The organism is Pseudomonas sp. FH1 (assembly GCF_000510895.2).
In the GTDB taxonomy this organism is placed as follows: domain Bacteria; phylum Pseudomonadota; class Gammaproteobacteria; order Pseudomonadales; family Pseudomonadaceae; genus Aquipseudomonas; species Aquipseudomonas azotoformans_A.
The window spans coordinates 103,439-122,315 of the sequence record NZ_AOHM01000133.1; the positions used below are offsets into that span (position 1 = coordinate 103,439).

Genomic DNA, 18,877 nt, shown 5'->3' on the forward strand with positions numbered 1-18,877 from the left:
CCATTTTTCTGGAACGGTTTTGTACTGATTCCTACAAAAGAACAGGCTATTCTCCCTGGTCTTTTCTATCGCATTGTTTTTACGGCCCGCGGGAACTTGTCATGAGTGCGCGCTTACTCAAGGAAGAGGCCTGTCAGAACGGCCGCGTGTAAACCTCGCCTTTTTTGGGAATTCCATATTATGTCCGCAGTCACCTCCACCATCCTTGTCGTCGAAGACGATGCCATCGTGCGCATGCTGATCGTCGATGTCCTGGAGGAGTTGGAATTCAGTGTCTTGGAGGCTGCCGATGCTGAAGAAGCGCTGGCAGTGGTGCAAAACGCCGCTCAGGTGATCGACCTGATGATGACCGACGTCGGCCTGCCGGACATGGACGGCAAGCAATTGGCAACCAAAGTGCGCGAGTTACGCCCCGCACTGCCCATTCTGTTCGCCAGCGGTTATGCCGAAAATATCGACGTGCCTGCCGGCATGCAGGTGATCGCCAAACCGTTCTCGATCGATCAATTACGCGACAAAGTCAAATCGATGCTGCCCACCGCCTGACCCCTCTTTTGTACATGGCCGCCCAGCCAGGGCGGCTATTTGCGGCCTTTTGCACACGTCTGAAACATCCCGCCCTACGCAACTAATTCGTTTGGATGGCTAGCGCGCCTGGATTTAGCTGCTAGCTTCAACCGACATGCCCTACAGGTATTAATCAGAAGGGATAGTCACCCAGGTATGGGGGAGCGCACATGTTCGGGTCACCGTACGCGTCGGCATTGATGCTGGCTGTTTTCGCACTGCCAGCTTTGGCGGATAACGCCGAGACGGCCAACAAGAGCAATAACCCCCTGAACCTCGCGCCAGGCGCCAACCTGCAGGACTACTACACGCCACGCCTGTACGACAGCAACGCCCACACCAACGACCTGTTGTTGCGCGGCACCCTGCCGATTGCACCGTCAGATTTCATCGGCGTGCCGCAACTGCTGCGCGCCACACTCCCCCTCAGCACCCGCCCCGATCCACATACCGGCTACAGCACAGGCATTGGCGACCTGAACCTGTTCGATATCTTCCTGCTCAAGACCGACGGCGTGCAGCTGGGCATTGGTCCGCAAATCACCGCCCCCACCGCCGAACATGACGAACTGGGCACCGGCAAATGGCAGGCCGGCCTGGCGGCAATCGCCATCGACGCTTCGCCCAGGGGATTATTGGGCGCGCTGGTGCAATACCAAAGCTCATTTGCCGGCGATCGCGACCGCCCGCACGTCGAGAGTGCAACTTTCCAGCCGTTTATCATTCATAACCTGCCGAAAGGCTGGTACCTGCGTTCCACGGGCACTTGGACCTTCGATTTGAAGAACGACACCCACTACATTCCCATCGGGTTTGGCGCGGGCAAGGCCTGGAAAGCCGGGAGCAACATCGTCAATGCCTTTGTCGAGCCACAATGGACGGTAGCGCGCAAAGGTGACGGCTTGCCCCAGTTCACCTTGTTCGCAGGGATTAACGTGACGTTCGGCAAATAAACCGGTTAACTCGGCGGTTTCATCCCACGCCCTCAAAAAAGATCTCTGGAAGGACGCAACAACATGATTGGAAAACCGACGCGCCTGCTGTTGGCGAGCCTCTCGATACTCATGAGTACCGGCGCCTGGGCCGACTTCACGGCCACTCCGAGCGAGGCCCGGGCGATTGCCAAGGAAGCCTATCTGTATGGCTTTCCGGTGGTGGAAATGTACAAGACGCTCTACACCCAGGCCGTTGACAAGGGCGGTGCCAACTTCAAGGCGCCGTTCAACCAGATCGGCAACACCGCGCAAGTGTTCACCCCCAAGGACACGGCGTTCGTAACACCCAACTCCGACACGCCCTACTCTTTCGTCTGGATGGACCTGCGTCGCGAACCCCTGGTGCTGACCCTGCCCAAGATCGAGGACAACCGCTACTACTCGGTGCAGTTGATCGACCTGTACACGCAGAACTTCGCCTACCTGGGCACCCGCAGTACCGGCAACAACGGCGGCCATTACATGATCGCAGGCCCGGACTGGAAGGGTCAGCAGCCCGTGGACGTGGATCGCGTGGTCTACAGTGAAAGCAATATCGCCTATGCCCTGTACCGCACGCAGTTGTTCGACGACAAAGACCTGGGCAAGGTCAAGCAGATCCAGAGCGGCTACAAAGTCCAGGCGCTGAGCAGTTATGTGAAGCAGGCCGCGCCGGCCAAGGCGCCCAAGATCGAATGGCCCAAGCCGATGGCGTCCATGACCGAAGGCCCGCAGCTGTTCCGCTACCTGAACTTCATGCTGACCTTCGCCGCGCCCCAGGACAGCGAAAAAGACCTGCTGGCGCGTTTCGCCAAGATCGGTATAGCCCCCGGTGCGCCGTTCAAGCTCAAGGACTTGACCGTCGAACAACGCAAAGCCCTGGAAGACGGCATCTCCGATGCGCGCGCTGAGTTTGCGGCGTTCAAGAAGGACAAGGTCGACACCCACCAAGTCAGCAGCGGTGACCTGTTCGGCAGCCGGGATCGCCTGAAAAACAACTACCTGTACCGCTACGCCGGTGCCGACATGGGTATTTTCGGCAACTCCACCGATGAAGCCGCGTACCTCAGCTACTTCGTCGACAGCGAAGGCAAGCCGGCCAATGGCGCACGCCACAGCTACACCGTGCACTTTGCCAAGGACCAACTGCCGCCTGCCGAAGCGTTCTGGTCGCTGACCATGTACGACGCCAAAACCAAGCTGCTGGTGCCCAATCACAAGAAACGCTACCTGATCAACTCGCGGATGCTGCCTAACCTCAAGCGCGATGCCGATGGCGGCCTGACCTTGGCCCTGCAGCACCACGAGCCACCGAAAGCCGAACAGAGCAACTGGTTGCCGGCCCCACCGGGCCCGTTCTACGCGGTATTGCGCATTTACCTGCCCAAGCCTGAGGTCGGTAATGGTCAATGGAAACTGCCACCCTTGACCCCGCTCAAGTAACACCACGTGCCCGGCCGCGACAGGGTTAGGCCGGGCACGTAACCCCCTGATATCAGGCCGATACAAGGATGGATGACGCCATGATTTCACGTGCACGTATGCATGGGTTTTGCGCCGTGGGCATTCTTGCCAGCTGCGGCGTATCAGCCGCCGGGTTGCCGGAGCTAGGCAGCACGTCGAACGCGACCAAAGCTGATCCCGAAACCTGCCATCGCCTGCAACAGGACTTCGACATTGACCTCAAGCAAGTGGTCAAGGCCGGTTGCGACCCCTCGACCGAACAAATCGCCAAGCTGATGGACAACCCGGTGGGCAACCTGGTGCTGTTGTTCAACCAGTTCGACTACAGCGCCCTCAAAGGCCCGCACAGTAACGGCACGCGTTACTTGGGCAAATACAGCTTCATGCCGACCTTCCCGATTGCCCTGGGCGAGGACTGGAACCTGATCAACCGCCTGCCGGTGAGTTATGTGAGTGCGCCGGTCAACGCCAAGGCGGGCAACCTGATCGGCATGAGTCCCTACGGCGTGCTGACAGACCGCGACTTCCCGTCGGTGGTCAACGATCCATTCGACCGCACCTCAGGCTTTGGCGACCTGGCCTATGTGGGCGTGTTCTCGCCCAAGCAACCGGTGCGCTTTGCCAACGGCGGCAAGATGGTCTGGGGGTTTGGCCCGACGGCGATGTTCCCCACCGCCGAAAAAGACGTACTGGGCACCGGAAAATACGCCCTGGGCCCGGCGTTTGTCGCGGCGTACTTGGGCGAAGACTGGACGCTCGGCCTCTTTCCCCAGCACTGGTGGTCGGTGGGCGGCGACGCCCAGCGCAAGGACGTGAGCCTGACCAACATCCAGTACTTCATCCAGCGCGCGATTCCCGGCCCCGGCCAGTGGCGGGTGGGCATGACGCCCAATATCACCGTGAACTGGAAGGCCGAAAACGGCAACAAGGTCAACTTCCCCATCGGCATCGGCGCCGGGCGCATCGTCAATTTCGGCAAGTTGCCGGTGCGGATTTCCGGTGAAGTGCAGTACTCGGTGATTCACGCCGACGACCTGATCAGCAGTCGCTGGAACTTCCGTCTTTCGTTTATCCCGGTGATCCCTACTTTCATGCTGTGAACGAGGTGTGCCATGACCGCACTCAACGATTTGAACGCCTTGCAAGCCAGCATGGCCGAAAGCGTGCTGGGCCAGAACCAGGTGATCCGCCAGATCCTGCTCGGCCTGCTCGCCAACGGCCACCTGTTGCTGGAGAGCCTTCCGGGACTGGCCAAGACCCGCACGGTCAAGGCCTTGGCCCGGCACCTGGACGCCAAGATGAGCCGCATCCAGTTCACCCCGGACCTTCTGCCCTCGGACATCACCGGCGCCGAAGTACTGCATCAGGTCGACGGCCAGAACCAGATCCGTTTCCAGCCCGGCCCGCTGTTCGGCAACCTGATCCTCGCCGATGAAATCAACCGCGCACCGGCCAAGGTCCAGGCGGCGTTGCTGGAAGCCATGGAAGAACGACAAATCACCGTGGCCGGCGCCAGTCACCCGCTGCCGCAGCTGTTTATCGTGGTGGCCACGCAAAACCCCATCGAGCAGGAAGGCACTTACCCACTGCCGGAAGCCCAGATGGACCGCTTTGTGATGAAGCTGTTGCTGGACTACCCCAGCGCCGCCAACGAAAGCCAGGTGTTGCGCCTGTTGCGCGAAGAAGAACAGGCGGCCGTTACCCAAACGGTCCAAGGCTTTACCTTGGCGCAGGAGGTGATTTTTGCCGCACGCCAGGAAGTCAGCGCGATCCAGGTGTCGCCGGCCATCGACCGCTATCTGATCGATCTGATCAACGCCACCCGCCACCCCGCCGACTACGACGCCGACCTGGCGCGCTGGATCAGCCTCGGCGCCAGCCCCCGTGGCGGCATTGGCCTGGACCGCTGCGCGCGGGCCGATGCCTGGTTGCAAGGCCAGGCCTTTGTCACGCCGGACAACGTGCAGGCCGTCGCCCATCCGGTGCTGCGCCATCGCCTGCAATTGAGTTATGACGCGGTGGCGGATGGCGTGACGGCTGATCAGGTGCTTGACCGGCTGCTCAGCAAAGTGGCGATTCCCGCATGAACGCCGACGGGTTTGTCTACGTCAGCCTGGCGCAATTGATGGCCTTGCAGTTCCAGGCCCGCGACCTGAGCTTTGTCGCGCGTCAGCCCCAAGGCAGCATCCTGGCGGGCAACCATGCGTCACGCCTGCGCGGCCGAGGCCTGAATTTCGATGAGTTGCGCCGCTACCAGCCGGGCGATGACCTGCGTCATCTGGATTGGCGCGCCTCGCTGCGCACCGGCAAACCGGTGGTGCGCACCTTTACCGAAGAGCGCGACCGCCCGGCGCTGATCGTAGTGGACCAGCGCATGTCGATGTTTTTCGGCTCGGTGCGCAGCTTCAAATCTGCCATTGCCGCAGAGTTGGGCGCGCTGGCGGCGTGGATGGTGTTCAACGCCGGGGATCGTGTCGGCGGCCTGGTGTTCAACGACCAGCGTGTCGACAGTGTCGCGCCCTTGCGCAGCCGCAAACGCGTGGAAGCCTTGTGCAGCTGCATCGCTCAGCAAAATGCGGCGTTGACGGCGAGGAACCCTGACCATGAAGGCGACGGCCAGTTGGACACAGTCTTGCAGCAGTGCCTGGCGGTGGCGGGCCACGATCACCTGATCTGCCTGGTCAGCGATTTTGCCGGCGCCGGGCCGCGTACCTTGCAACTGATGCAGCAACTGTCAGCGCACAACGACGTGATCGCGTTTCAAGTGTATGACCCTTTGGCACTCAACGTGCCCAGCCGTGGACAGCTGCGGGTCACCCAAGGCCAGTTGCAGGTGGAACTGGCGGTGGACCAGCGCCAGGTGCGCCAACCCCTGGGGGATTTTCTCGGCGGACGCTTGAAGGATGTCGCCACCCTGTTGCGCCGCAGCCAGGTGCCACTCTTGATGATCAGCACCGCCCTGCCCGCCGCCGATCAGTTGCGCAGTGAACTGGGGAAACGTCGGTGAGCAGCCACGTGCCAAGCATCGAGCAACTCACGGAGTTGAGCTTGCCTGCGCCGGTGAGTTACTGGCCGCAGACCTGGGGCTGGGGCGTGTTGCTGGGCGTTGTGGTGCTGGCGCTGTTGGTGCTGGCAGGCCGCAAATGGTTGCGCTGGCGACGTGATGCCTACCGGCGCGAAGCGCTGGTGCGTCTGGACACCTTGGAAGACCTGCGCGAGTTGCCCGAATTGCTCAAGCGTGTCGCGCTGTCGATGCCGCTTCCTTTGGAGGAACAGCAACGTATCCCGACCTTGCGTGGCGCCGAGTGGCAAGCCTTCCTGCAACGCCACGCCAGAGGTCCGATTCCCGACGACCTCGCTCAACGGCTGGCCCAGATGGCCTACGGCACTGCGTCGCAGGACCCGCAGCTGTTGGCCCAGTGCAAGGCCTGGGTGGAGCAACACCATGTGGCAGCTTGACTATCCCTGGCTGCTATTGATGCTGCCGCTGCCGTGGTTGGCCTACCGCTACCTGCCGGTCTATCGCGAAGCGCGCAGTGCGGTGCGCGTGCCGTTTTTTGGCGGCATGCGCCAGGCGGTCGGTGAAGCGTCTACCCGCAGCGCCCGGACTCATCGCAGCCAGTTGCTGCTCAATCTGCTGGTGTGGGCGTTGCTGGTGCTGGCGGTCGCCCGGCCGGTCTGGGTGGAAAAACCCATCGAACGCCAACAACCGGTGCGCGACCTGATGCTGGCCATCGATATCTCCCAATCCATGGAAACCGAGGATTTTACCGACGCCAACGGCCACAAGATCGACCGCCTGGCCGCCGTCAAACAGGTGGTGCATGGCTTTATCCAGCAGCGCAAGAACGACCGTATCGGCCTGATCCTGTTCGGCAGCGGCGCCTACCCCCAGGCCCCCTTGACCCTCGACCATGCCAGCCTATCGCTGTTATTGGACGACAGCGGCATCGGCATGGCCGGGCCGAACACCGCTATCGGCGACGCCATTGGCCTTGGCCTCAAGCTGCTGGACCAGGCCCATGAACCGGAAAAAGTGCTGATCCTGCTCACCGATGGCAATGACACCAGCAGTGCAATCACTGCGGACCACGCCGCCGACATGGCCGCTGCCAAGGGCGTGATCATCCACACCATCGGCATCGGCGACCCGCAGGCCAGCGGCGAAGCCAAGGTCAACCTCAACGCCTTGCAAGACATTGCCAGCGCCACCGGCGGGCATTACTTCCGTGCCGAGGACCGCGACAGCCTGGATCAGGTCTACGCCACGCTCGACAAGATCACACCGCATCAGGTGAAAACCCTCAGCCATCAGCCCAAGCGCGACCTGTTCTGGTGGCCGCTGTGTGCCGCGCTGATCGTGTTGGTGGTGTATCACCTGATCGCCGCGATGTGGCCGCATCGATGGAAACGGGAGCGTGCTGATGGACTTCAGTGACCTCCACTTTCTGCGTCCTGCCTGGCTGTTGTTGACGATTATGGGCGTACTGCTGCCGTGGGTGTGGCAGCGCAGCCGTGATCTGCAGCGCCGCCTGCGCGGCACGATCGCCCCGCACCTGTTGCCGCATTTACTGCTCACGCCGAACGATCCCCATCGCCTGCGCCCGGTGCATTTAGCGAGTGCGTTGCTGGTCGTCGGTGCCTTCGCCGCTGCGGGACCGACCTGGCAGCAGGACCGCCCGGATTTCCTTGAGAACCGTGCACCGCTGATCATCGCCGTGGACCTGTCAGCGTCCATGGACACCGCCGATGTGCCGCCCACGCGCCTCACCGCCGCCAAACACAAGCTGCATGACCTGGTCGAGCGCCGCAAAGGCGCGCGCACCGCGTTGCTCGTCTACGCCGGCAGCGCCCATCTGGTGTTACCGCCCACCGATGATCCGGCCTTGCTCGATACCTTCATTCAGGCATTGGGCACCGACTTGATCAGCAAGAGCGGCAAGGATCTGGCCGGCGTGATCGAACAGGCCAAGCGCCTGTTGCAGCAATCGCCCGGCACCTTGCTGCTGGTGACGGATGGCGCCGATGTCGCCCAACTGCCCGCCCTCAAGGACAATGCGCTGCAAATCCTGATCCTGGCCCTTGGCAGCAGTCCTACGCTCAAGCCATTGGCCTCGGCCCTGAAGGCACCGCTGGGCAGCCTGACCCTGAATGACGATGATCTGGACTGGATCGAACTGCACGCCCAGCAGCACTTCCAGAACGTCGACGAGCAGCAACGTCTGTTGCAATGGAAAGACGCCGGCTATTGGCTGTGCTGGCCGTTACTGCTGTTGGCGTTGTTGAGTGTGCGCAAGGGCTGGAGCCTGAACTGGACGGCAGTGATGCTGCTCGGCCTGCTGCTGCCGCCGACGCAAGCCGAGGCCAATCCGTTCATGACGCCCGATCAGCAAGGCCGCTGGGCCTTCGAGCACCATCATTACCCGCAGGCCGCCGCGTTGTTCGTCGACCCTTACTGGAAAGGCATCGCCGCCTACAACGCCGCCGATTACGAGCTGGCCCAAACCACCTTCGCCGCCCTGCATACCGCGCAAGCAGCGTTCTATCTGGGCAATATCCATGTGCGTCGCTTCAAGTTCGATGACGCCATCGCGGCCTATCAGCAAGCCTTGCGGTTGCAACCCGACTTCCCCGAAGCCACGGCCAACCTGGCCCTGGCGATTGCGCTGAAAACAGACACCGAAAGCGCGGCGAACAACACGCCGCAGGTCAAGCCGGATGAGATCAAGTTCGATAAAGCGCCGGGCAAGGGGCAGAGCAAAGCGATTCAGACCCAACAGGCGAATAATGACGCCCTGTGGTTGCAGAACCTGACCACGTCACCGGCCAACTTTCTGCGCCGCAAATTCAGCTTGCAAGACCAGGAGGCGCGACCATGAAGCGCTACTGGGGCGTGTTGCTGTTGGTGTCGGGGCCGTTATGGGCGGCCGAACCGCAATTACGGGTGAACGCGCAATTGATCCCCGGTGCATCAGTCGTCGTGGGCGAGCAGTTGCAGGTACAGGTGGATGTGCTGACGGATACCTGGTTCACCGCCGCCGCGACATTGCCGGACCTGAAACTGGCGGGCGCGCGCGTACAGCAACCGGGAGGCGAGGCCGAGCACACCACACAGGTGATCGACGGGCAAACCTTCTACGGGATGCGCTACGCCTACCTGATCACGCCGACGACGGCGCAACACTTCAGCGTGCCCGCGCTGACGGTCAGTGCCCAACCGGGCCAGGCCAGCGCGCCATTGAGTGCGCAGAGTGCGCCGCTGACCTTCGAGGCCGTCCAGCCGTCAGGGTTTGCGCCCGGCGAGCCCGTGTTGGTCGCCAGTGGCCTGCGCTTGAACCAGACACTTGCGGCCGGCGATCTCAAGGTTGGCGACAGCGTGACCCGTACAGTGACCCTTCAAGCCGACAACACGCCAGGGCTGTCGCTGCCACCGCCTGCTGCGGCTGACATCAGCGGGCTGCGCCGATACCCGCAGGCGCCTGCCATCAGCAACCTGGATGACGGACGCGGCACCGTCACCGGCGGCCAACGCATCGATCACTTGGTGTATCGCGTGGAAAAAGGCGGCCATTACACCCTGCCCGCCCTCCAGCTGAAATGGTGGGACAGCCGCAACCATCGCCTGCAAATCGCGCAGTTACCCGCGCTGACATTCAAGGCCCAGGCTACCCGCGCCTACACGCCGACCTTTTCCGTCACCGACGACCTCAAGGCGCTCGGGCAGCACGCACGCTGGCAGCTGTCGCGGCATTTGCTGGGATGGATGGCGGCCATCGTCGTGCTGGTGCTGGCGGCTTATCTGATCCGTACCCTATGGCCCCGCCTGCGGTCATTGTGGCGAAAGGCATGGCCAGCATTGCGCTGGGCCTGTCGTCAACTACGCTTGGTTCCACTGAACCCTCGTCACGAAAAGGACTTCCCATGACGTCGCTGCGTTCTGCCCTGCCCCTTCTCCTCCTCTTGAGCCTGCCTGCCCTGGCGGCCGATCCGCTGCCGTCATGGAACGAAGGCCCGAACAAAAAGCAGATCATTGAGTTCGTCCAGGCGGTGACCGCCGAAGGCTCCAAGGACTACGTGAAGCCCGCCGAACGCATCGCCGTGTTCGACAACGACGGCACGCTGTGGACCGAGCAACCGGCGTACTTCGAAGTGCTGTTCGCCTTTGACGAGGTCAAGCGCCTGGCGCCGCAGCATCCGGAATGGAAAACTACGCAGCCCTTCCAGGCCGTGCTCGAAGGCGACCACAAGGCCCTTGCCGCTGCCGGCATGGACGGCTTGTTGAAAATCATCGGCGCCACCCACACTGGGGTCAGCACCGAAGCCTTCATCGACAACGCCAGGAACTGGCTCAAGCAGGCCCGTCACCCCAAGACCGGCAAGCCGTTCGACCAGATGATCTACCAGCCCATGCTGGAAATGCTCGACTACCTGCGCAGTCAGCAATTCAAGACCTACATCGTCTCCGGGGGCGATACCGCCTTCATGCGCGCCTTCGCCGAAGAGGTGTATGGCGTGCCGCCTGAGCAGGTGATCGGCTCCAACTTCGTCACCCAATTCCAGCTCAAGGACGGCAAGCCGCAAGTGCTGCGCACCGCCAAGCTGGCACACAACGACGACGGCCCAGGCAAGCCGGAAAGCATCGACGCCATCATCGGGCGTCGGCCGATCCTGGCCTTCGGCAACTCCGACGGCGACCTGCAAATGCTGCAATGGACCGCCGCCGGCCCTGGCAAACGCTTGATGGGCCTGGTGCATCACACTGACGCCCAGCGCGAATGGGCCTACGACCGCAATTCTCAGGTGGGGCGCCTGGACAAGGCACTGGACCTGGCCAAGCAACAGCAGTGGACCGTGGTGGATATGGCAAGCGACTGGGGCCGTATCTATCCGTTCGATCCAGCTGTGCAAGTGAAGGTGCAATAAGAAAAGACGTCGCGATGGACTGTTAAAAACGTTGGTCGCAGGCAATGCGACTCAAGCCCTAAAAGGAGCAAGTCTTATGACTCGCATACGTAAGTGGCTGCCGAAACTCGCCCTGGTGGCGGTTTCGGTGATCGGCGCCTCGGCATCCGCCTGGGCGGCCGAAAAGCCGAATATCCTGGTGATCTTCGGCGATGACATCGGGCAAACCAATATCAGCGCCTATTCCATGGGCGTGGTTGGCTACAAGACCCCGAATATCGACCGTATCGCCAAAGAAGGCATGATGTTCACCGACTACTACGCGGAGAACAGCTGCACCGCGGGGCGTTCGTCCTTCATCACTGGCCAGACGCCGTTGCGCACGGGCCTGTCGAAGGTGGGCGCCCCCGGTGCATCGGTGGGTTTGCAAAAACGCGATATCACCATTGCCCAGGCGCTTAAATCCCTGGGGTATGCCACCGGGCAATTCGGCAAGAACCACTTGGGCGACAAGGACGAATACCTGCCGACCAACCACGGTTTCGACGAGTTTTTCGGCAACCTCTATCACCTCAACGCCGAGGAAGAGCCGGAACGTCCCTATTGGCCCAAGGACGATGCGGAGTTCGTCAAGGCTAACTCCCCGCGCGGGGTGATCCACAGCTTCGCCGATGGCAAGATCGAAGACACCGGCGCCTTGACCACCAAGCGCATGGAAACCATCGACGACGAAACCACCGCGGCGGCCCAGGCGTTCATCAAGAAACAAGCCGAAGCCAACAAACCGTTCTTCGTGTGGATGAACACCACGCGCATGCACTTGTTCACCCATGTACGGGAATCGATGAAGGGCCAGAGCGGCATGCCCGGCAACGAATACGCGGACGGCATGGTGGAGCACGACGGTGACGTGGGCAAACTCCTGCAAACCCTCGACGACCTGAAGATCGCCGACAACACCATCGTGGTCTACACCACCGATAACGGGCCGAACCAGTTCTCTTGGCCGGACGCGGCGACGACGCCGTTCCGTAACGAGAAGAACTCCAACTGGGAAGGTGCCTATCGAGTGCCGGCGATGATTCGTTGGCCGGGCAAGATCAAGCCCGCCGAGGTCTCCAACGAGATGTTCTCGGGCATGGACTGGTTCCCCACGCTGCTGGCCGCAGCCGGTGACAGTGACGTGAAAGGCAAGTTGCTCAAGGGCTGGGCTCCCGTGACCGGAGGCAGCAACTTCAAGGTGCATCTGGATGGGTTCAACCAACTGCCCTACCTGACCGGCCAAGAACCGAAGGGCGCACGCGACGAGTTCTACTACTTCAACGATGACGGGGTCTTGGTGTCCGCGCGTTTTGGCAACTGGAAGGCGGTGTATTGCGAACAGCGGGCACCGGGTGGGTTCAAGGTGTGGAGCGAGCCGTTCGTGTGCCTGCGGGTGCCGAAGATCCTCAACCTGCGCATGGACCCTTATGAGCGGGCTGATGTGGTCTCCGATCAGTATTACGACTGGAGCACCAAAAACGTCTATCTGGTCGCGGTGGCGGTGACCAAATCGGCCAAGTTCCTCGAAACCTTTATCGAGTACCCGCCCAGCCAGAAACCGGCCAGCTTCAGTATCGACCAGATTCGAGCGGGCGTGGATGCGAAGATTGCCGAGAAGATGAAAGCGCAACCTGCGCCATAGTGATCCAAGGCCGCCCACTCGGGCGGCCTTCTTTAGGGTTGATAGAAGGTTCATCGCAATGTTGTCACGCACCGCCAGCAAGCCCATTGAAACCACCGCAACCCTCTCGATCCTGATCCCCGCCCTCCTCCTGTTCCTCTCCGGCGGTGCGGCCTTGGTGTATCAGGTGCTATGGATCAAGCAACTGTCCCTGGTGGTGGGCGTCGAGGTGTATGCAATTACCGCTGGCATCAGTGCGTTTTTTGCCGGGCTGGCATTGGGCGGCTGGCTGTTCGGACGTTTGGCGGACCGCTTCGCGCGGCCGCTGTTGTTGTATGCAGGTCTGGAATTACTGGTTGCTTTGCTCGGGGTGGGTGCAACGCTGGCCCTGGGCGTGGCGGCCGAACCGTTTGCCTGGTTGGAACACCGCATTGGCCTGCTGGCCTGGGCGTTGCCGTTTGCCCTGGTCGGGCTGCCGGCGGTGTTGATGGGCGGCACGTTGCCGGTACTGGTGCGCTCGCTGGGCATCGACGCCAAGGGCTTGAGCCAGGCGGGTGGACGCCTCTACGCGGCCAACACCGCCGGGGCGATTGTCGGGACGTTGCTCACGGCATTTGTATTGATTGCCCAGTTTGGCGTGCGCGGCAGTGCGCTGGTGGCGGCGGCGTTGAATCTGCTCGCTGCGGTGGGGGCAGTGTTGGCGGTGCGTCATCAAGCGCCTGTTGAGATCGCGCCGGCGCGCCTTGTGCAACCGGCGCGACTGGCATTGGTGCTGTACGCCATCGCCGGTGGCGTTGCCCTCGGGTATGAAGTGGTGTGGTCGCAGTCCATCGTGCAATTCATGAGTACCCGCACGTATGCGTTCGCCGTGGTACTTGCCACCTACCTCACCGGGTTGTTCATCGGCAGCCAGTTGATGTCAGGTCGTGTAGAACGTCTTCGCGATCCCTGGGGCGTGTTCGGCCTGCTGATCGCGGGTGCAGGCTTGGTGGCGCTGCTGGAAATCGCCCTGTTGGGGCGCTGGCTGGTACTGCTGCAAACCCAGGCTGAAGCACTGGTGCTGGGCCTGGGCGCAAGCGAACTGCCGGGCATGAGCGCACGTTTTGCGGTGGCGGCACTGTGCATCGTGTTTGTGCCGACCTTGCTGCTGGGCGCAGCGTTTCCCGTGGCGTTGCGCTTGAGTGTGGGCAATCGGCATGTCGGCCGTGACGTCGGCGCGGTGGTGGCCTTCAACACCTTGGGCGGGATTATCGGGGTGATGCTGTGCGGCTTTGTGCTGATCCCGTGGTTGGGGTTGGTACGGACCTTGGGCGTGTTGGCGGTGGTGGCTGGCGTCGTGGGGTATCTGGCGGTACGCCGTGGCCAGGGTGTTAAAAAAGGTCGGCGGCAAGCGGTGATTGCACTGGGGTTGGTGTCGCTGGCGGTCGCACTGCTGACCCCAATGGATCGCTTGGCCAAATTGCTGCCTGGTGCACGCAACGCCAGCCTGGCGTTTTACCAGGAAGGCCGTGGCGCGACGGTGGCAGTCGTTACCCAGGGCCAAGGAGCGCGGGCGTTTCAGCGGCTGTATATCCAGGGCGTCTCCAACACGGGAGACGCCATGCCGTCGCTGCGTTATATGCGGGTCCAGGCGCTGTTGCCGCTGCTGATTCACAACGCCGAGCCCAAGTCTGCACTGGTGATCGGCTTCGGCACCGGCATCACGGCGGGTGCGCTATTGCGCTATCCAGGCCTGGAACATCGGGTGGTCGCTGAACTCCTGCCAGCGGTGGTGCAAGCCGCCCCCTTGTTCAAAGGCAACTTCAATGCCGCCAGCGATCCAGGCATCGACTTGCGCTTGCGCGACGGTCGCCAGGAACTGCTGCGCAACCCGCAAGCCTACGACCTGATCACCCTGGAACCCCCGCCACCCTCCGCTGCCGGCGTGGTGAACCTGTATTCTCAGGACTTCTACCAATTAGCGGCCACGCGCCTCGAGAAAAACGGCTTGCTCGCCCAATGGCTGCCGCTGCCGACGCAAAACATCGACGACTCCCGCGCCTTGGTGCGCAGCTTCCTCAACGTGTTCCCGTACGCGTCGCTGTGGACCAGCGAGTTCCATGAGATGCTGCTGGTGGGCTCCCTGGAGCCGATCACCCTGGATGTACAACGCATACGCCAACGATTTGAGGATCAGGGCGTGCGCAGCGCCCTGGCGGACGTGGGTATCGATTCGGCGGCGACTCTGCTGGCAACCTGGGTCACTGATCGCCAGGGCCTTGAACGATTTGCCGGGGATACGTTGCCGGTCACCGACGATCAACCGCGCATTGAGTACGCGCCGTGGGTGCGCAGCAAGGAAATCACCCGCGTACTGCCGGCCTTGCTCGATCTGCGCGTGCCCGTGCCGCTGATCCATGCGGATGAGACTTTCGCTCGCACACTGGTTGCCGAGCAGCAACGCCTGATGCAGTTCTACCGCGCCAGCCTGCATGCCTACGACGGCGACCGGGATGCCTGGGGGCGGGATATGCGAGAGGTCATACGCTGGGACGGCGCCAATCCCTATTTCCGTTGGTTTGGCGGTCAGTGAAGCGGTGGTGAGGGCGCGTAGGCCCTCACCTCTTAAGGACTTTCTAGTGTTTGAGCTTGACGTATGACTGATGCAAGTCCGACGCCCAGCCGTCGATCACGCTTTTCACATCGTCGGCCTTCATTACCTGGGACTCATTGGCCAGCGGCTTGCCAGTGCCTTTGCGCACCACCTGAGCGATCACCTTGCCGTTGGCGCCGTCGAGGAACTGCGCCTCGGTGCCCAGGGTGGTTTCCTGGTCACGATGGCCGGACGCGGTGCTGACCGTCGCGACGACCAGCGCTACGGGGATGTATTCATACGGAGCAAGGCCTTCGGTCTTGCTGCTCACGGCGGTGATCGCCGCCCGCACGACGATGACACCCGGCCCGGGCGCATTGGCCAGCGGCAAGGATTTTTCCAGCTCACGCTTGAGCGCCTGGTTGTAATAGGTGTTGATGCCGTTCAGGGTGCTTTCCGGGATTTTCGCGGTGGCCTGGGGCTTGGGGTAGAACTGGGTCGGTTCGACGAACACCGCGTGGTAGCGGCTGAGGTCCAGCTTGGGATCGACCCAACGCATCACCTCGGCTCCCGAAGGCGACTTGGCTTCCTTGAGTTGGCTGTAGTCGGAGAGAAAGCCGGAGTACTCATCCGGTGAAGTGACCTTGCTGGCACAACCTGCCATGGCGACCGACGCCACGCACAGCGTGCTGATCATTAGCCTTAGTTTCATCATTGAACTCCCTGGCGATCATCATCGAAACAGTGAGCTGTAGGTATAGCCAATCCTGGGGAATTAACCTCATTTGCGCGGCCTGTTTGACAGACCAGCACCCAGCGTCAAAGCTGCACAGAGCTTAAGCGCGCCAATAGAGCGTCCACGCATCAAGACAACGGAAGTCGGAATGCCCAAGCCCAAAAAACAACACGCCGCGCCCCACCGTGAATCACCCCGTCGCTACCTCTACCCCGTTTTGATTGTGTTGCTGTTGTTGGCCATGGCAGGGGTCTGGTTCTTCCTGCAGGCCAGTACGCCTCGATTGCCGACGCCGGTGGTGGCCGCCAAGCCGGTGGTCATGCCCCCGGCCACCCAGGTCGATGAGCAGCAGTGCCAGGGCTGCCACCAGGCCCAGGCCAAGGATTGGCAAGGCTCGCACCATCAACTGGCGATGCAATTGGCCACGCCGCAGACCGTGCCGGCGGACTTCAACGATGCGAGCTTTACCGGCGAAGGTGAGACCACGCGGTTCTTCCGCCGGGGCGATGATTTCTGGGTCAACACACCAGGCAGCGACGGCAAGCTGGCCGACTTCAAGGTGGCCTACACCTTTGGCATCGCACCGTTACAGCAATACCTGATCGACGTCGGCGGCGGTCGCCTGCAAGCCCTCGGCGTGGCTTGGGATACCCCACAAAACCGCTGGTTTCACCTGTATCCCGGCCAGGGCGTGAACTTCAAGAACCCGCTGCACTGGAGCAAACCCAGCCAGAACGCCAACTTCATGTGCGTGGAATGCCACACCACTGGCTACAAACGTAATTTCGATGCACAGAACAACACCTTCGACAGTCAATGGAACAGCCTCGGTGTCGGCTGCCAGGCGTGCCATGGCCCGGCGTCCAACCACCTGCAATGGGCCGCGAAAAAAGGCGACCTGCTGCACGCAGGCTTCGCCGTGGACCTCAAAGACAAGGACGCCACCGTCGAACTGGAAACCTGCGCCCGCTGCCATGCACGCCGTGCGCCCCTGGGCGATGGCTATACCGTGGGCAAACGCCTGATGGACGACTACCTGCCCAGCGTGCTGACCCGTGAGCTGTATGCCCTGGACGGCAAAATCAAGGATGAGGTGTTCGAACACGGCTCCTTCGCTCAAAGCAAAATGGCCGAGAAAGGCGTGCGTTGCAGCAACTGCCATAACCCCCACAGCAATGAACTCAAGGCGCCAGGCAATGCGGTGTGCCTGCAATGCCATAACACCGCCGGCAAAACCTCGATCACCACAGTGGATGGGCGCGGGCTACAGGCCAAAAACTACGATTCTCCTGAACACACCGGTAAACCGGGCGCGTTCTGCGTTGACTGCCATATGCCAGGCAAAGTCTATATGGGCAACGACTTGCGTCATGACCACAGCTTCAGCATCCCTGCCGGGGCAAGGGATGTACTCAAGGCACCCACTTACGCCGAGAGCATGGTGTTGATTCGCGGCGGCCAAACCGGTGCGGCCCAGGCGCTGTATGACCAACTGGCTCGTAGCAATATACCGGCCATCCAACGCGCGACGCTGTTGGTCGAACTGCCCAACTATCCCAGTGAACAGGCATTGACACTGGCGACCAAGGACCTCCTCCACCCTGCCCCGCAAGTGCGGGAAAGTGCCGTGCGTGCCGTCAGCGCCCTGCTGCCGCCAGCGGAACGCGTCACCCTGTACGCGCCCTTGCTCAGGGATCCCGTGCGCGCCGTGCGGATCATTGCCGCGCGGGACCTGTTGAGCGTGCCCGGCCAAGGCCCCGCCTGGGACAGCGCCATTACTGAATATGAACAGGTGCAATCAAGCCTGCTCGAACGCGCCGAAGCCAACCTCAACCTGGCGATGCTCTACCAGGCCAGCGGCCGTGGCGACAAAGTGGAAGCGCAATTGCGCACGGCGCTGCTACGCGACCCGGATTTCTTCCCGGCGCTGGTCACCCTGGCGCAGTGGCTGGAAGCCAACGGCCGTACGCCAGAAGCACGCGGCCTGATTGCTGATGAGTTGGCCCGGCACCCAGACGCCGCACTGTTACAGCACACCCAGGGCTTGATGCTGATTCGCTCGGGCGACACGGCAAAAGCCATGCCCCACCTGCGCAACGCCGCCCGCCTGGAGTCTGCCAACGGTCAGTTCACCTTTGTGCTGGCGGTGGCGTTGCATGACAGCGGCCGTGTCGACGAAGCCTGCCAGCAACTGGAAAACCTGCTCAAGCGCCAGCCGTATCACCGTAATGCGCGGCTGTCGTTGATCCAGTACTACCTGGAAAACGGTCAGGAGCCCAAGGCGCAGGTAGTGATGCAACGTTGGAAAAAGCTCAACCCTGGTGATCCAGCGCTTAAATAAACTTGCCCACAACCGACAGTTCAGACACGTTCGCGTGGAATCAGGCTCTGCAACTGCGAGGCCAGGAAATTCGCGTCGAAGCCAAAGGTGTCCGGGTCTTTCAGGCCATTGGTCTTCTTCCACAACCAATCGTTTTTGTCCGCCGGCAGCACCAGCGAAACGCTGCCGTGGCGTGCAGCGGTCAAGCCCATGACCGATACGGAGATCAACCCGCCCACACCCATCACGTCCGGCACGAATTCCACCGGTTTACCGGTGATATTCACGGTTAGTTTCTCGGTCTTGAACGTCGATGTCTCCACCGGCACGCTGGGCCCGCTGGCGACATAGGCTTCACGATGCACCTCCAGCAAGCCGATCGTCTTCACCGGCGCAAGCCACTGCTCAATCTGGCCGAACAACTCATCGAGCTTTTGCGTCCAACGGGCTGACTGCACATCGAATTGCTGTTTTTTATGCGCTTCGCTGTCGGCGTAATGACGAAGCATCTCGCCCAGTTGCTGTACATCGTCCATTGCGGATTTCCTTGGGTGAGCCAGGTTGCGAAGCCTGATCATGGCAGATGCAGTCGTTCAACGTACGGCTTAAAACTGATCCGCAACAATGAGGTTTTACTGAGCCTGTTTTGTTTTGCCCACGCTTCCTACAGTGCCGCCAC

At 61.6% G+C, this 18,877-nt stretch carries 16 protein-coding genes; 14 read left to right on the top strand and 2 right to left on the bottom strand.

Annotated features, from left to right (window positions below; translation table 11 throughout):
- The first annotated feature begins 180 nt into the window (after positions 1–180).
- The 13 genes from H096_RS30375 (at position 181) to H096_RS30435 (ending at position 15,142) form a co-directional block, all read left to right on the top strand.
- On the top strand, positions 181–546 hold the full coding sequence (locus tag H096_RS30375) for a response regulator (protein WP_033902900.1): 366 nt from the start codon (positions 181–183) through the stop codon (positions 544–546).
- 191 nt (positions 547–737) lie between these two features.
- The gene (locus tag H096_RS30380) at positions 738–1,520 is read left to right on the top strand and encodes a hypothetical protein (RefSeq protein WP_033902901.1); all 783 of its coding nucleotides are present in this window, start codon (positions 738–740) and stop codon (positions 1,518–1,520) included.
- Positions 1,521–1,583: 63 nt separating this feature from the next.
- Entirely contained in the window at positions 1,584–2,984 is a 1,401-nt protein-coding gene (locus H096_RS30385; RefSeq protein WP_033902902.1) for a DUF1254 domain-containing protein, read from the top strand.
- Positions 2,985–3,064: 80 nt separating this feature from the next.
- Positions 3,065–4,105: a hypothetical protein gene (locus H096_RS30390; RefSeq protein ID WP_033902903.1), complete on the top strand. Its 1,041-nt coding sequence runs from the start codon at positions 3,065–3,067 to the stop codon at positions 4,103–4,105.
- A gap of 12 nt (positions 4,106–4,117) precedes the next feature.
- Positions 4,118–5,092 (top strand): MoxR family ATPase, encoded by a 975-nt coding sequence (locus H096_RS30395; RefSeq protein ID WP_033902904.1) that lies wholly within the window; start codon positions 4,118–4,120, stop codon positions 5,090–5,092.
- Positions 5,089–6,012 (top strand): DUF58 domain-containing protein, encoded by a 924-nt coding sequence (locus H096_RS30400; protein ID WP_033902905.1) that lies wholly within the window; start codon positions 5,089–5,091, stop codon positions 6,010–6,012. Before H096_RS30395 ends, H096_RS30400 begins: the two co-directional genes overlap by 4 nt.
- Positions 6,009–6,464, top strand: a complete 456-nt coding sequence (locus H096_RS30405) for a DUF4381 domain-containing protein (RefSeq protein ID WP_033902906.1) — start codon at positions 6,009–6,011, stop codon at positions 6,462–6,464. Before H096_RS30400 ends, H096_RS30405 begins: the two co-directional genes overlap by 4 nt.
- Complete coding sequence (locus tag H096_RS30410; protein WP_033903035.1) at positions 6,451–7,443, top strand: VWA domain-containing protein; 993 nt, start codon at positions 6,451–6,453, stop codon at positions 7,441–7,443. Before H096_RS30405 ends, H096_RS30410 begins: the two co-directional genes overlap by 14 nt.
- Positions 7,430–8,884, top strand: coding sequence for a VWA domain-containing protein (locus H096_RS30415; protein WP_191983030.1), 1,455 nt, complete (start codon positions 7,430–7,432; stop codon positions 8,882–8,884). The genes H096_RS30410 and H096_RS30415 overlap by 14 nt, the downstream gene beginning before the upstream one ends.
- A complete protein-coding gene (locus H096_RS30420) occupies positions 8,881–9,930 on the top strand; it encodes a BatD family protein (protein ID WP_033902908.1) in 1,050 nt (349 codons plus the stop codon). Before H096_RS30415 ends, H096_RS30420 begins: the two co-directional genes overlap by 4 nt.
- A complete protein-coding gene (locus H096_RS30425) occupies positions 9,927–10,928 on the top strand; it encodes an HAD family hydrolase (protein WP_033902909.1) in 1,002 nt (333 codons plus the stop codon). Before H096_RS30420 ends, H096_RS30425 begins: the two co-directional genes overlap by 4 nt.
- A 76-nt stretch (positions 10,929–11,004) precedes the next feature.
- Positions 11,005–12,591, top strand: a complete 1,587-nt coding sequence (locus H096_RS30430) for an arylsulfatase (protein WP_033902910.1) — start codon at positions 11,005–11,007, stop codon at positions 12,589–12,591.
- Positions 12,592–12,649: 58 nt separating this feature from the next.
- Positions 12,650–15,142: a fused MFS/spermidine synthase gene (locus H096_RS30435; RefSeq protein WP_033902911.1), complete on the top strand. Its 2,493-nt coding sequence runs from the start codon at positions 12,650–12,652 to the stop codon at positions 15,140–15,142.
- A gap of 43 nt (positions 15,143–15,185) precedes the next feature.
- On the opposite strand, the gene H096_RS30440 is transcribed toward H096_RS30435, so the two are convergent.
- Entirely contained in the window at positions 15,186–15,854 is a 669-nt protein-coding gene (locus H096_RS30440; protein WP_033902912.1) for a DUF3313 domain-containing protein, read from the bottom strand.
- A gap of 172 nt (positions 15,855–16,026) precedes the next feature.
- Here H096_RS30440 and H096_RS30445 point away from each other — a divergent pair, with 172 nt between their 5' ends.
- Complete coding sequence (locus H096_RS30445; RefSeq protein ID WP_033902913.1) at positions 16,027–18,219, top strand: tetratricopeptide repeat protein; 2,193 nt, start codon at positions 16,027–16,029, stop codon at positions 18,217–18,219.
- A gap of 20 nt (positions 18,220–18,239) precedes the next feature.
- Here H096_RS30445 and H096_RS30450 read toward each other — a convergent pair whose 3' ends face one another.
- Positions 18,240–18,734: a hypothetical protein gene (locus H096_RS30450; RefSeq protein ID WP_033902914.1), complete on the bottom strand. Its 495-nt coding sequence runs from the start codon at positions 18,732–18,734 to the stop codon at positions 18,240–18,242.
- Positions 18,735–18,877: the final 143 nt, after the last annotated feature.

What these genes read in the sequence shown, in the direction of transcription:
- H096_RS30410 (WP_033903035.1), top strand. Translation starts at nt 6,451, where the DNA reads ATGTGGCAGCTTGACTATCCCTGGCTGCTATTGATGCTGCCGCTGCCG.
- H096_RS30445 (WP_033902913.1), top strand. Translation starts at nt 16,027, where the DNA reads ATGCCCAAGCCCAAAAAACAACACGCCGCGCCCCACCGTGAATCACCC.
- H096_RS30380 (WP_033902901.1), top strand. Translation starts at nt 738, where the DNA reads ATGTTCGGGTCACCGTACGCGTCGGCATTGATGCTGGCTGTTTTCGCA.
- H096_RS30400 (WP_033902905.1), top strand. Translation starts at nt 5,089, where the DNA reads ATGAACGCCGACGGGTTTGTCTACGTCAGCCTGGCGCAATTGATGGCC.
- H096_RS30395 (WP_033902904.1), top strand. Translation starts at nt 4,118, where the DNA reads ATGACCGCACTCAACGATTTGAACGCCTTGCAAGCCAGCATGGCCGAA.
- H096_RS30385 (WP_033902902.1), top strand. Translation starts at nt 1,584, where the DNA reads ATGATTGGAAAACCGACGCGCCTGCTGTTGGCGAGCCTCTCGATACTC.
- H096_RS30390 (WP_033902903.1), top strand. Translation starts at nt 3,065, where the DNA reads ATGATTTCACGTGCACGTATGCATGGGTTTTGCGCCGTGGGCATTCTT.
- H096_RS30425 (WP_033902909.1), top strand. Translation starts at nt 9,927, where the DNA reads ATGACGTCGCTGCGTTCTGCCCTGCCCCTTCTCCTCCTCTTGAGCCTG.
- H096_RS30435 (WP_033902911.1), top strand. Translation starts at nt 12,650, where the DNA reads ATGTTGTCACGCACCGCCAGCAAGCCCATTGAAACCACCGCAACCCTC.
- H096_RS30415 (WP_191983030.1), top strand. Translation starts at nt 7,430, where the DNA reads ATGGACTTCAGTGACCTCCACTTTCTGCGTCCTGCCTGGCTGTTGTTG.
- H096_RS30430 (WP_033902910.1), top strand. Translation starts at nt 11,005, where the DNA reads ATGACTCGCATACGTAAGTGGCTGCCGAAACTCGCCCTGGTGGCGGTT.
- H096_RS30375 (WP_033902900.1), top strand. Translation starts at nt 181, where the DNA reads ATGTCCGCAGTCACCTCCACCATCCTTGTCGTCGAAGACGATGCCATC.
- H096_RS30450 (WP_033902914.1), bottom strand. Translation starts at nt 18,734, where the DNA reads ATGGACGATGTACAGCAACTGGGCGAGATGCTTCGTCATTACGCCGAC.
- H096_RS30440 (WP_033902912.1), bottom strand. Translation starts at nt 15,854, where the DNA reads ATGAAACTAAGGCTAATGATCAGCACGCTGTGCGTGGCGTCGGTCGCC.
- H096_RS30420 (WP_033902908.1), top strand. Translation starts at nt 8,881, where the DNA reads ATGAAGCGCTACTGGGGCGTGTTGCTGTTGGTGTCGGGGCCGTTATGG.